We start from the raw sequence: 13,335 nt of genomic DNA on the forward strand, positions 1-13,335 counted from the left end.
GTGGCCGATTATGCCTAAGCTGATGGCATGGAGTGGTCTACTGACATCCTGGGACCCGACTTCCAGTCCTGCAGTATCGAAGCAGCGGGGCGGGACGGTACTGTGCGCCGCGCAACCCTGGTCCGCCACCGTCCGGCCGACACCGATCCGCCAGCAAGTCCGCCAGTTGACTTCCCGGCCGGAAAAGAGCGCTCACGAGGCTCGGTGCTGTTCCTCCACGGCTGGAGCGACTACTTCTTCAACGTGGACCTGGCCAAGTTCTGGACCGCCCGAGGGTACGGCTTTTATGCGCTGGACATGCACAACCACGGACGCAGCCTCACCGACGGGCATCCCGGGGGCTATGTGGCAAACCTGGATGACTACGACGCGGAAATCAGCTGCGCGCTTGAGGCCATGGAGGTGGACCGGCCGGCAGGTGCAGGAACAGGTACAGCCCTGATGGGGCATTCGACAGGCGGGCTGGTCGCCGCGCTGTGGACCAGCCGGCATCCAGGCCGCGTGAAGCACCTGATCCTGAACAGTCCCTGGCTGGAGATGCACGGCAGTTCCTTGGTCCGCCGCGCCGCCCAGGCCATGGTGGGACCTCTGGCACGGGTGCGCCCCGAGGCGGTCCTTCGCCTGCCTGAGCGCGGCTTCTACTTCCGTTCCATCAGTAACACCGCCGAGGGTGAGTGGCCGCTGGATGAACGATACCGTCCCCCTTTAGCGTTTCCTGTCAGGGCAGGCTGGCTGAGCGCTGTGTTGGCCGGTCACACCCAGGTCGCCCGCGGACTGCGCCTGGAAATCCCCGTGCTCGTCCTGACCTCGTCCACCAGCGCCAACGGCATGGTGTGGCAGGAAGCCATGCGTCGCTCCGATGCCGTCCTGGACGTGGATGTCATTGCACTTCGGGCGATGGCCCTTGGACACAGCGTGACGCTGGAACGCATCGAGGGGGCACTGCATGATGTGTTCCTGTCCGCGCCGGACGTTCGGGCGGAGGCCTATGCACGCCTTTCGCGCTGGATCCGGGGATACATGGATGCGCCGACGCACGGGGAGAAAGGGACGCATGACCACAACGGATGAATCAGTCAGCTGGCGGCCGGACATCCTGGGACCAGGGTTTGAATGCAGGGACCTGCCGCTGCCACCGGACGACGAGGGGGACGTCAGGGCAACCCTGATCCGCCACGCTCCCCCGCCCGTTCCACCCGCTTCAGCTACCGGGCCGGGCTTTCTTTCCACAATCTTCCGACGCCGGAACCGCGGTTCAGCGGCGGCTCCGGCAGGACCCCCACGTGTAGTCCTCTACCTGCACGGCTGGGCGGACTACTTCCTGCAGACAGAACTGGCCGAGTACCTCACGTCATCAGGATTCCACTTTTATGCTCTGGACCTGCGGAAATTCGGGCGCAGCCTCAGGCCCGGCCAGACACCCGGATACACCTCCGACCTATCAATCTACGACCAAGACATCGCCGCGGCCCTGGCCGAAACAGGCAAGGACGTCGCGGCCAGGACCGGTAACAGTGCACCAGCCCGTGTGCATATCGTGGCCCATTCCCTCGGGGGTCTTATTGCCTCGCTTTGGGCAGACCGCCATCCCGGTCGCATCGGGACGCTCGTTCTCAACTCCCCTTGGCTGGAACTTCAGGGAAGCAGCCTGGTCCGCAGCATCGCCATGCACCTGGTAGAGCCTTTTGCCCGCACTGACCCGAAGCGGCCTTTCCGGTTCCCGGAGATGCCCGCTTACTGGGAAAGCGTCAGCAGTGAAGCGCACGGGGAATGGTTCCTGGACCCGTCGTGGCGGCCGCGCGCCTCTTTCCCTGTCCGCGCAGGCTGGACCAAAGCCGTGCTGGCCGGGCATGCTTCAGTGGAGCGCAAGCTCACCATCGATGCGCCCGTCCTGGTCCTGTTGTCCGGCCGCACCCGGATTCAGGCCGAATGGACGGAAGATCTCATGCGGGCGGACGCCGTGATCGATGTCGAAGAAACGGCCAGGCGCGCCTTGGGCTTGGGCCGGCGGACGGCAGTCTTCCGATATCCGGGTGCCCTGCACGATATTTTTCTGTCCCGGCGGACGATCAGGGAGCAGGCATACCGGGACGTTGCTGCGTGGTTGGCTGCCTATCCCGATTGAATGGCACAGGCGTGCTACGTCCCTGCAGGCGCGGCGTCCACGGCTCCACCGTAGCGTCTGTCCCGCTTGGCATAGATTTCCACAGCCTCCCAGAGGGTGCGGCGGTCGACATCCGGCCACAGGGTGTCCATGAAAACGAACTCCGCATACGCTGACTGCCACAGGAGGAAGTTGGAGAGCCGTTGTTCGCCGGAGCTCCGGAGGAAGAGGTCCACGTCTGGCAAATCGGGCTCGTCCAGATACTTCTGGATGGTCTTTTCCGTTACAGAGCCGGGCTTCAGCCGGCCGGCAGCGACGTCTTGCGCAATGGCCGACACAGCGTCGGCCAGCTCGGCCCGGCCACCGTAATTAACACACATGGTCAACGTGCAGGTGTCATTGGCGCGTGTGTAGTCTTCGGCTTCTTCCAGCTCTTTGATTACCGACCCCCAGAGGCGGGGTCTGCGCCCTGCCCAGCGGATGCGGACACCCCATTCGTCAAGCTGGTTCCGCTGGCGACGCAGCACATCTTTGTTAAATCCCATGAGGAACCGGACTTCCTCGGGAGACCGCCGCCAGTTCTCCGTGGAGAACGCATAAACGCTCACGTACTTTATCCCGAGCTCAATGGCACCGGCCATGACGTCAAGGAGCGCGGGTTCTCCGGCCTTGTGTCCTTCAATGCGCGGCAGTCCCCGCTGGTTTGCCCAACGGCCATTGCCGTCCATCACGATCGCCACGTGGCGGGGAATCAATTCACTGGGGATGCTGGGGGGCACTGCTCCGGACGAATGGGGATAAGGTGCCTGTACCGGCGCTGTCCTTGCCGGGGGTGTCTTGCTCTTCTTTCCTAGTGCCACAGTCAGCTTCGCTCCACGTGTTTGAGTGATTTCAAGGCCCGTTCAAGATGCCACTGCAGGTAGCTGGCCACCAAACCTGCAGCCTCCCGGCGATGCCGGGAATCGGACACATCCGCAACGGCCCAGTTTCCCGTGAGGAGCGCGGCCAGCAGCACGACCGTCTCCGCTGCAGGCGCCGGCGACCCCGGGGGCCGGCAGTCACCACAAACCATCCCTCCGAGGGGAGCAGCAAATGCGGTGTGCGGTCCGGGTGTGCCGCACCTGGCACAGTCCGTGAAGCTCGGCGCCCATCCTCCTGTGGCTAACGCCCTCAGCAGGTAGGAATCGAGGATAAGTTCCGGTGGATGCTCCGACCTGCTGAGCGCAGCCAAAGCGCCAACGAGCAGGTTGTACTGGGCTGTCCCCGATTCGGCGTCGGCGTCGGTGAGTTTCTCTGCAGTTTCCGTCATGGCAGCTGCCACGGTGAACCGTCCGTAATCGGAAGCGATGCTGCTGCCGTATGCCCCTTTGGCGACGGCCTGCGTCACGATGTCCAGCGTGCGGCCTGACACCAACTGCAGGTCCGCAACCATGAACGGTTCCAGCCGGGCTCCAAAGCGGCTGCTTGTACGCCGTACGCCCTTGGCTACGGCCCGCACCTGGCCATGGTGCTTGGTCAACAGCGTAATGATCCGGTCAGCTTCACCCAGCTTGTGGGTACGGAGCACCACGGCGTCATCCCGGTAGGAGCGGGCTGCAAAAGACGATGGGTTGGCCACACCTAATCTTCGCATCAAGTTGACGCCATGCATGGACAGCGCGTTGCGTGTGGTGGCCCACCGGGGGCCACCACACGCAACAGCAGTTACGCCTGGGCGTCCCGAACGGCGCGGTTGACTGCCGAGATCAGGGCCTTGAGCGAGGCAGTGGTGGTGCTGGGGTCTATTCCGACACCCCAGAGGACACGTTCGCCCACGGCGCACTCCACGTAGGCGGCTGCACTGGCGCTGCCGCCTTCAGAGAGAGCGTGTTCGCTGTAGTCCAGGACACGCACGTCCACACCGTCGTGGTGCAGGATGTCCAGCAGGGCCGCAATGGGTCCGTTGCCATGCCCGGTCCGGCGCACCTCGGTACCGTCAATGCGAAGGTTCGCGTTCATGGTCATGGCACCGGTTTCATCGGTCTCCGTGCTGACACTGCCCAGCGAATACCGGCCCCACTGGGCCTGTTCCTCGTCCGAGGGCAGGTATTCGTCCTGGAAGATCTGCCACAGCTGGGAACCGCTGACCTCGCCGCCCACCGCATCTGTCCTGCGCTGGATGACCCCGGAGAACTCGATCTGCGCACGGCGCGGCAGATCCAGGTTGTGCTCGTTCTTCAGCAGATACGCGACGCCGCCCTTGCCCGACTGGGAATTCACACGGATGACAGCCTCGTAGCTGCGGCCGAGGTCCTTCGGGTCGATGGGCAGATAGGGAACCTGCCACGTGAAGTCCTGGACGGGAACCCCGGCAGCGGCGGCATCCTTCTCCAGTGCCTCGAAGCCCTTCTTGATGGCATCCTGGTGCGAACCGGAGAAAGCCGTGAAAACGAGGTCCCCACCATAGGGAGCACGCTCGGGGACTGGCAGCTGGTTGCAGTATTCGACCGTGCGGCGTACTTCGTCGATGTCCGAGAAGTCGATCATCGGGTCGATGCCCTGCACAAACATGTTCAGGCCCAGCGTGACCAGGTCCACGTTGCCCGTCCGCTCACCGTTGCCGAACAGGCAGCCCTCGATGCGGTCCGCCCCTGCCAGGTAGCCCAGTTCAGCTGCCGCAACACCCGTGCCACGGTCATTGTGGGGGTGCAGGGAGATGATGATGCCTTCACGCGGGTGCAGGTTCCTGTGCATCCACTCAATGGAGTCCGCGTATACATTCGGCGTTGCCATCTCCACGGTCGCCGGCAGGTTGATGATGACCTGCTTGTCCGCGGATGCTTCGAAAACGTCCGCGATTGCATTGCAGACACGGGCTGCGTACTCGAGCTCGGTTCCCGTGAAGGATTCCGGCGAGTATTCGTACGTGATGTGCGTGTCCGTCAGGGTCTCTTCGTACTTCTTGCACAACCGTGCACCCTGCAGGGCAATATCCAGGATTCCGTCCTCGTCCTGGTTAAAGACCACCCGGCGCTGCAACACGGAAGTGGAGTTGTACAGATGCACGATCGCCTGCTTGGCACCAACCAGGGACTCGTACGTCCGCTCGATGAGGTGCTCGCGCGCCTGCGTCAGCACCTGGATGGTGACGTCGTCCGGAATATGCCCGCCTTCAATCAGTTGGCGGACAAAATCGAAGTCGGTCTGCGAGGCCGAGGGGAACCCGACTTCGATTTCCTTAAAGCCCATTTTCACGAGCAGCTGGAACATCTTCAGCTTGCGGGCCGGGCTCATGGGATCGATGAGCGCCTGGTTGCCGTCGCGCAGGTCCACCGCGCACCAGCGGGGAGCCTTGGTGATGACTTTGTCCGGCCAGGTCCGGTCCGGGACCTCAACGGTGATCTGGTCCTGGAAAGGCAGGTACCGGTGGATCGGCATACCGGAGGGCTTTTGTGCATTGCGCATGTCGTGTGGCCTTTTCTCTAAGTAATCAGTGAAAGCTTAGCCGGGCACAACGAAACTCCGCGGCGAGGGTGGCCCAGCGTCAGATAGCTTTCAGGCCTCGCCGCGGCAGCTAAGAAGAAGCATTCCCGCACGCACAGATTCACCCTAGCACGGTGCGTATGATGACAGTGCAACACCATATGCAACGTCCACTATGCAGACGCCGCGACGGTGGCAACGCCGGCGGCAGCGTCCACCCAAGGAGCCACATTGCCAGAGTCGGGGATCACACTTTCCAACATCGATCACAGCGTCAGGCCGCAGGACGACCTCTACCAGCACGTCAACGGGGCCTGGCTGAACAGCACCACCATCCCTGACGACCGGCCGCTGGAAGGTACCTTCACCGCATTGCGCGACGAGGCCGAACTTGCGGTCAGGGCCATCATTGAGGAAGCCGCTGCCAAGGGACAGGACGCCTCCGGCGTCGAACAGCAGGTGGGCGGGCTGTACGCCAGCTTCATGGACGAAGCCGCTGCCGAAACCAAGGGCCTTGATCCGATCCGTGGCCGCCTGGAGGAGATCAAAGCCGCCTCGTCCGTGACGGAGTTCGCCTCACTCATGGGGCGGCTGTTCCGCTCGGACGTGTCCGGCTTGTTCTCCATCTACCCTGCCCCTGATGCAGGCAACCCGGAACGGGTCCTCCTCTACATTGGCCAGGGCGGGCTGGGGCTTCCCGACGAGTCGTACTACCGTGAAGAAAAGTTCGCGCCCATTGTGGCAGCCTACGGCGGATACATCACCAAGCTCTTCGGCCTGGCCGGAATTCCCGACGCCGATGCCGCCTCCCGGCGTATCGTCGCCTTGGAGACCGCGCTGGCTTCCCACCACTGGGACAAGGTCACGCTCCGCGACCCGCAGAAGACGTATAACCTTAAGAGCGCGGAAGAAGCAAAGGCACTCTTCCCGCTCCTGGAAACGTGGTTTGCAGCAGCGCGGGTCGAAGCATCCAAGCGAAGCGAACTCGTAGTCAGCACTCCGGATTTCTTTACCGGCGCCACAGCCCTGCTCGAATCGGAAAGCCTGGAAACCTGGAAAGAGTGGCTTACGCTCCGCGTCCTGAACTCGGCTGCGCCCTACCTGTCCTCTGACTTCGTGGACACCAACTTCGAATTCTACGGAACCACCCTAAGCGGCACGCCCCGTAACAAGGAACGCTGGAAGCGGGGCGTCGCCGTCGTCGAAGCCGCCTTGGGCGAGGCCGTTGGGCAGATCTACGTGGAACGCCACTTCCCGGCCGGCCACAAGGCACGGATGCAGACACTGGTGGCCAATCTGATCGAGGCTTACCGCCAAAGCATCACCTCCCTTGAGTGGATGGGGGAAGAAACAAAGGCCGAAGCCCTCAAGAAGCTTGAAGCATTCCGCCCCAAGATCGGTTTCCCGGAAAAGTGGATCGACTACTCGGGCGTGAAGATCGATCCCCAGGATCTCCTGGGCAACGTCGAACGGGCCCACGATGCCGACGTTGAACGGCATTTGGATGAAGTGGGCAAGCCGGTCGATCTCGACAAGTGGCTCATGACGCCCCAGACGGTCAACGCCTACTACCATCCGATGCTCAATGAGATCGTTTTCCCGGCTGCCATCCTGCAGCCACCGTTCTTTACTGCCGACGCCGACGACGCCGTCAACTACGGCGGCATCGGTGCTGTGATTGGCCATGAGATCGGCCACGGTTTTGATGACCAGGGCTCACAGTTCGACGGCAGTGGAGCGCTTCGGAACTGGTGGACCGAGGAAGACCGCACTGCCTTCGAAGCACGCACTGCAAAGCTGGTGGAACAGTACGACGCGTTGTCTCCGTACGCTGCGCCGGACCACAAGGTCAACGGCAAGCTCACCCTCGGTGAGAACATCGGCGATCTCGGCGGCCTGACCATTGCGTACAAGGCGTACCAGCTCAGCCTGGACGGCAAAGAACCGGAAGTGATCGATGGTTTCACCGGGGAGCAGCGTTTCTTCATGTCCTGGGCCGCTGGCTGGCGTCAGGTGATCCGGACGGAGGAAGCCATCCGCCGCTTGGCCACGGACCCCCACTCCCCCAATGAATTCCGGACCAACGCAATAGCGAGGAACCTGGACGCCTTCCACCAGGCTTTTGACGTGCGCGAGGGAGACGGCATGTGGATGGACCACGGCGAACGGGTCAGCATCTGGTAACCCTGGGCAGCAAAAAGGGCCGGGAGCCTGTGAAGTGTTCACAGGTTCCCGGCCCTTTGTGGTTTCTACAGGTATGGAACCGGACTCGCTACTGCGTGATGTACAACGGATTCACCTGTTGACACACGGCGTCGTTGGCGGTCTGGTTGACGACATCCGGGGGAACCGAGGTAGCTCCGTAGGCCGTGCCGGAAGCAAAATCCGTACCTACATAGAGCTGCACACCCGAGACCCCGGCCGCCTGCTGGACCTGGGCTGCCGGAATCCCGAACAGGGTGGCTACGTCTGTAGCTACGTCGGCAAACCCTGGCCCGTAGTAGACGGCTGTTTGTTCCACGGGATTGGCGAGGTAGGAAACGGCCTGCGAGAAGCCGTTGCCGGTCAGCACGGACAGGATCTCCTGCGCCCGGGTGCCCACTCCGCTGCCGTCGGCAACGGCTACGGGCTGGATGGCCTTGTTGTAGGCGGGAGCTGCGGGGGCCGCAGGGGTGGCCGGCGCTTCGGTCCCGGCACCCGGAGCGGGTTCGGACGCGGTAGGGCTGGACGTCGCACCTGGATTCGTCAGGTCGAGGTCGGCCCGCAAGGCTGCAAACAACTGCGATGCCTGCGGTTCCACCAGTTCCAGGCGGTTGGGGTCCAGGGCGGCTGCCTGCGTGGGAACAGAAACGAACGCAACCTTGGACACATCGATGTCCTTGAGTCGACCGCCGATGGTCAACAACGTGGGGACGGATGCGAGGCCTTCGTCGACAGTAAGGTTCTGGGTAATGACGTCCGCGATCTGCAGCAGGCGTTGCGGATTACCCAGGGTGCCCTCGGACTTAAGTTTGCGCGTGAGGGAAGACAGGAACGCCTGCTGGCCTTTAATGCGGCCAAGGTCGCCGCCATCCCCGAAGGCGTGTCGCGTCCGCAGGAACGCCAAGGCTTGCTCGCCTTCGACCTGCGAGTTGCCTTTCGCCAAACGCAGTCCCGAGTCGGGGTCGAACACCGGGTCGCTGACGCAGACGTCCACGCCGCCCACGGCCATGGACAATTCCTTGACCGCATTGAAATCAGCCATCATGAAGTGGTCGATTTCCAACCCCGTCAGCTTGTTGACAGTGTCAACAGCGCAGCCGATGCCGGCTTCGGCCATGGCTGCGTTGATCATCACACCGCTCCTGGCGGGAAACGACTGGTTGTTGGTGTGGTCGGTGCACTCGGGCACGTCCACCAGAAGGTCCCGGGGGAAACTCATAACGCTCACGCGCTTGTTGTCCGCTGAGATGTCCAGCAGCATCATGACATCCGAGTGTCCGTATCCCGTTGAGTCTTCGACGCTGCCGTACTGGGCATTCTTGCCGTCGCGGGTATCCGAACCGAGGATGAGGATCTGGAGGCGGTCGGACTTGTCGTTAACCACGGCATCGCCGGTATCCCTGGTTTCACCGGCGCTCAGGGGTGCCTTGGTGATGTTGCTTTGGAGCCTGATGTACCAAAACGCAGCAAACGCGACACCTGCGACCAAGGCCACCGACACGACACCGGTCACGATCTTCAACCACAGGGGAAGTCCCTTGGGCGCATTCATATGGCGTGGGGTGTTCAGAGCCTCCCCGCCATGGCGCGCCGCATCGGAAGCGGTGCCGGGGCCCTCTGGGCGGGCGTCACGACGTCGCACTATTCGGTTACCTTTCCTCAAACACGTGGATCTCCGCAATCATAGTGGCCGATTCTGGGAAGTTCCTTATCGACCCCCCAGCCACGCCGTTGTGGAGATACCGGTCAGAAGCCGAGCTTGACCAGCTGTTTGGGATCCCGTTGCCAGTCCTTGGCCACCTTGACGTGCAGATCAAGGTAGATCCGCGTTCCCAGCAGGGTCTCGATGCCCTTGCGGGCATTCGTGCCGACTTCCCTGAGCCGGCTGCCGCCCTTGCCGATGATGATTGCTTTTTGCGAGGGACGCTCAACATAGAGATTGACCCGGACATCGAGCAGCGGATTGTCCTCCGCGCGCCCTTCCCTGGGCACGATTTCCTCAACCACAACGGCCAATGAATGGGGCAGCTCATCGCGGACGCCTTCCAGTGCCGCCTCCCGGATCAGTTCGGCGATCATCACCGCCTCGGGTTCATCCGTCAGCTCGCCGTCGGGGTACAAAGGTGGCGACGGCGGCATGTGCTTAATGAGGACATCGGCCACCGTGCCCACCTGGAAGCCATCGGCCGCCGAAACCGGGACAATGTCGGCCCACCCCTGGCCCCCGAGGACCTCGCGGCCCAGTTCTGCAACGGCCAGCAGTTGTTCGGTCAGGGCCTGCCGGTCCACCAGGTCTGTCTTGGTGACGATTGCCACGATCGGCTTCTTCCCGACGGCGGCGAGCTGGGCTGCGATGTACTTGTCGCCCGGACCAATTTTCTCGTTGGCCGGTAGACAGAACCCGATGGCGTCAACCTCGGCGAGGGTGTCAGCCACCAACTCGTTAAGCCTCTTGCCCAGCAGGGTCCTCGGCCGGTGCAGCCCCGGAGTGTCAACCAGGATCAACTGCGCGTCCTCGCGGTGGACTATCCCGCGGATGGTGTGGCGCGTGGTCTGCGGCTTTGCGGAGGTGATGGCAACTTTTTGTCCAACCAACGCGTTGGTCAAAGTCGACTTGCCCGCATTGGGACGCCCCACCAAAACCGAGAATCCGGCGTGGAAGCCACCGTAAGGCTCTTCGGCGCCGTGCGTCTTATTTTGCTTGCTCACGTGGAACTCCCTGTTGCGTTGTATCGGCCTCATCGAAGAGGTCCTCAAAGTCAGTGTCTTCCTTTGGCATGGCCGCCGCAATGATGTGGCTGACCCTGTTGCGCCGTCCTTCCAGGCGGTCGGCCCGAAGGCTGATGCCGTGCACCTCGACGGCGCTGCCAACGATGGGGACCTGCCCCAGGGCCTTCGCCAGCAGGCCACCTACCGAGTCGACCTCGTCGTCGTCAAGGTCCATGTCAAAGAGTTCCCCGAGGTCGTCGATGCTCATCCGGGCACTGACGCGGAAGCTTCCGTCGCCCAGGTCAACAGCCTCTTCGGCGGCGGCGTCGTATTCATCGACAATCTCACCCACGATTTCCTCAATGAGGTCCTCCAGGGTTACCAGGCCGGCAGTTCCGCCATATTCGTCGATAACGATGGCCACATGGGTGGACTCCTGCTGGAGCTCCTTCAGAAGATCGCTGACAGGCTTGGACTCGGGAACGTAGCGTACTTCCCTTGCCAGCGAATCGACGTCGTGTGGCGGGAGCCCGGGTTCGGTGCGGTGCATGGCCGCAGCTACATCCTTGAGGTAGAGGATGCCGCGGATCTGGTCAGTGTTCTCTCCGATGACCGGGATACGTGAGTACCCTGAGCGCAGGAAAAGTGCCATCGCGGCTTCCAGGTCCGAGCCCGTGGAAATGCTGACGATGTCCGTGCGGGGAACCATGACGGAGCGGACCAGCGTGTCGCCAAAGTCAAAGACGGACTGGATAAGCTCGGCTTCGTTGTCTTCGATCATGTCTGATTCCGCGGCACGGTCGACGAACTCGCGGAATTCCTCTTCGCTGACGAACGCATCGTCACCGGCCGGCGCACCAGGTGCCACCGCAGTTCCCAGGGCAACCAGCCAGCCGGGAATGGGCCCCAGAACCCAGCAGAGGAACCTGATCAAAGGAGCGGTGAACCTCACCACCGGACCGGAGTGCGTCCTGCCCAGTTGCCGGGGCGAAACACCGACGAGGACGAAGCCAATGACTGCCATGATGCCTGTGGCTGCGAGCCCTGTGAGCCACACATTGTCCAGCAGGCTGTGAAGGACCAGCGCCACAGCAACAGCGGCAGCCATCTCGAACCACACCCGCCAAAACCGCAGCGCCCGCGTGTGCGCTACAGGGTCTTTCAGGATGCTTGCAAGGGCTCTTCCCTTGCTGCGGAGGACGGATTGCTCGGCCTCGTGCCGCGGCAGGAAATTGAAGGCTGCCTCGGCGGCAGTCAACAGGGCGACAAAGCTGAGGAAAACCAGAGCCATGCCGACCAGGATCAATAAGGTCACTGCATGGTCTCCATGGGGGCGTCCTTGCCGAGGAACCCGGAGAGAAGCTCGCGCTGCAGCCCGAACATCTCTTCCTTTTCTTCGGGCTCGGCATGGTCAAACCCCAGCAGGTGGAGGATGCCGTGCGTCGTCAGCAGGAGCATTTCCTCCTGGGTGGGATGACCGGCATTGCGGGCCTGGACCTCTGCCACCTGGGGGCAGATGGCGATGTCTCCGAGCATGCCCTGCGGGGCAGGCTTGTCCGGTGTTCCGGGGGTCAGCTCATCCATGGGCACGGAGAGGACATCGGTGGCGCCGGGTTCATCCATGAGTTCGATGTGCAGCTTCTCCATGGCCGGCTCATCCACCAGGAGAATCGACAGCTCCGCCTGGGGATGGATGTAGAGGCGTTCGAAGATGTAGCGGGACAGCGTCACAAGCTGCTCTTCATCCACTGCCACACCGGACTCGTTGTTGACCTCAATGCTCATTTTCGTTCTCCACGTTTGTGATGGGCGTCCCCCGAACGGTGGGCGTCGTCCCACGTGCTGTAGGCGGACACGATGTCTGCCACGAGCCGGTGGCGGACAACGTCCGAAGCTTCGAGGATCGAGAAGTTGATGCCGTCGATGCCCTTGAGGATTTCACGGACGATCCGGAGGCCCGAGGTCGCGCCGAAAGGCAGGTCTACCTGCGTGACGTCCCCGGTGACCACCATCTTGGAACCGAATCCCAGGCGGGTCAGGAACATCTTCATCTGTTCCGGGGTGGTGTTCTGGGCCTCGTCGAGGATGATGAAGGCGTCGTTCAACGTGCGTCCGCGCATGTACGCCAGCGGTGCCACTTCGATTGTTCCGGCGGCCATGAGGCGCGGTATGGACTCAGGGTCCATCATGTCGTGCAATGCGTCGTACAGGGGACGCAGGTACGGATCGATTTTGTCGCTGAGGGTTCCGGGCAGGAAGCCCAGCCGCTCCCCTGCCTCAACAGCGGGACGGGTGAGGATGATGCGGTTGACTTCCTTCAATTGCAGGGCCTGCACCGCTTTGGCCATGGCCAGGTAGGTCTTGCCGGTACCGGCCGGACCGATTCCGAAAATCACCGTGTTGTCATCGATGGCATCGACGTAGTTCTTCTGGTTCAACGTCTTGGGGCGGATGGTCCGGCCCCTGCTGGAGAGGATGTTGTGGGTCAGAACATCCACGGGGTTCTGGGCCGACTGCGACCGCAGCAGGGACACGAGCTGCTGCAAGACGTCCGGGGTGACTACGGTGCCTTTCGCGACCAGTCCGCGGACTTCCTCCAAAAGCCGCATGATCCTGGGGATAACGGTCGTAGGGCCCGTCATGGACAGCTCGTTGCCGCGGACGTGGAAGCTGACATCCGGGAACTGCTCCTCGATGTATCGCAAGGCCTCGTCGTGGCTGCCCAGCGAGTGAACCATCTGATCGGAGTTGTCGAACGTGACGATTTCCGTGCGCGTACCCGGTAAGGTGTGCGGGAACTCTGTGGAGGCCGGGTTCCCGTTGCCGGTCCGCTGCCGCCCATTCAGGGATTCACTCAT

The 13,335-nt window shown here is 62.5% G+C and carries 11 protein-coding genes; 3 read left to right on the forward strand and 8 right to left on the reverse strand.

The window, feature by feature from the left end:
• The first annotated feature begins 27 nt into the window (after positions 1 to 27).
• A complete protein-coding gene (locus tag ACPFL9_RS11495) occupies positions 28 to 1,071 on the forward strand; it encodes an alpha/beta hydrolase (protein WP_426002762.1) in 1,044 nt (347 codons plus the stop codon).
• Positions 1,055 to 2,125 carry an alpha/beta hydrolase gene (locus tag ACPFL9_RS11500; RefSeq protein ID WP_426002763.1) on the forward strand — a complete coding sequence of 357 codons (1,071 nt, stop codon included), beginning with the start codon at positions 1,055 to 1,057 and terminating at the stop codon, positions 2,123 to 2,125. Before ACPFL9_RS11495 ends, ACPFL9_RS11500 begins: the two co-directional genes overlap by 17 nt.
• A 14-nt stretch (positions 2,126 to 2,139) precedes the next feature.
• Here ACPFL9_RS11500 and ACPFL9_RS11505 read toward each other — a convergent pair whose 3' ends face one another.
• The 3 genes from ACPFL9_RS11505 to leuA all read right to left on the reverse strand — a co-directional run bounded on the left by ACPFL9_RS11505 (position 2,140) and on the right by leuA (position 5,548).
• Complete coding sequence (locus tag ACPFL9_RS11505) at positions 2,140 to 2,964, reverse strand: isoprenyl transferase (RefSeq protein WP_426002765.1); 825 nt, start codon at positions 2,962 to 2,964, stop codon at positions 2,140 to 2,142.
• Positions 2,965 to 2,966: 2 nt separating this feature from the next.
• Positions 2,967 to 3,737, reverse strand: a complete 771-nt coding sequence (recO, locus tag ACPFL9_RS11510) for a DNA repair protein RecO (protein ID WP_426007539.1) — start codon at positions 3,735 to 3,737, stop codon at positions 2,967 to 2,969.
• A 71-nt stretch (positions 3,738 to 3,808) separates the two neighbouring features.
• Entirely contained in the window at positions 3,809 to 5,548 is a 1,740-nt protein-coding gene (leuA, locus tag ACPFL9_RS11515; RefSeq protein ID WP_426002767.1) for a 2-isopropylmalate synthase, read from the reverse strand.
• 249 nt (positions 5,549 to 5,797) lie between these two features.
• Between leuA and ACPFL9_RS11520 the strand changes: the two genes are divergently transcribed.
• A complete protein-coding gene (locus tag ACPFL9_RS11520) occupies positions 5,798 to 7,750 on the forward strand; it encodes a M13 family metallopeptidase (RefSeq protein WP_426002768.1) in 1,953 nt (650 codons plus the stop codon).
• Between the two features lie 88 nt (positions 7,751 to 7,838).
• On the opposite strand, the gene ACPFL9_RS11525 is transcribed toward ACPFL9_RS11520, so the two are convergent.
• The 5 genes from ACPFL9_RS11525 to ACPFL9_RS11545 all read right to left on the reverse strand — a co-directional run bounded on the left by ACPFL9_RS11525 (position 7,839) and on the right by ACPFL9_RS11545 (position 13,335).
• Positions 7,839 to 9,320 carry an LCP family protein gene (locus ACPFL9_RS11525; protein WP_426002769.1) on the reverse strand — a complete coding sequence of 494 codons (1,482 nt, stop codon included), beginning with the start codon at positions 9,318 to 9,320 and terminating at the stop codon, positions 7,839 to 7,841.
• A gap of 194 nt (positions 9,321 to 9,514) precedes the next feature.
• Complete coding sequence (gene era / locus ACPFL9_RS11530; RefSeq protein ID WP_426002771.1) at positions 9,515 to 10,477, reverse strand: GTPase Era; 963 nt, start codon at positions 10,475 to 10,477, stop codon at positions 9,515 to 9,517.
• On the reverse strand, positions 10,461 to 11,792 hold the full coding sequence (locus tag ACPFL9_RS11535) for a hemolysin family protein (RefSeq protein ID WP_426002773.1): 1,332 nt from the start codon (positions 11,790 to 11,792) through the stop codon (positions 10,461 to 10,463). The genes era and ACPFL9_RS11535 overlap by 17 nt, the downstream gene beginning before the upstream one ends.
• On the reverse strand, positions 11,789 to 12,262 hold the full coding sequence (gene ybeY / locus ACPFL9_RS11540; RefSeq protein ID WP_426002774.1) for an rRNA maturation RNase YbeY: 474 nt from the start codon (positions 12,260 to 12,262) through the stop codon (positions 11,789 to 11,791). Before ybeY ends, ACPFL9_RS11535 begins: the two co-directional genes overlap by 4 nt.
• A complete protein-coding gene (locus ACPFL9_RS11545) occupies positions 12,259 to 13,335 on the reverse strand; it encodes a PhoH family protein (protein WP_426002776.1) in 1,077 nt (358 codons plus the stop codon). The genes ybeY and ACPFL9_RS11545 overlap by 4 nt, the downstream gene beginning before the upstream one ends.

This window comes from Paenarthrobacter sp. NyZ202, from assembly GCF_049860755.1.
Lineage (GTDB): Bacteria > Actinomycetota > Actinomycetes > Actinomycetales > Micrococcaceae > Arthrobacter.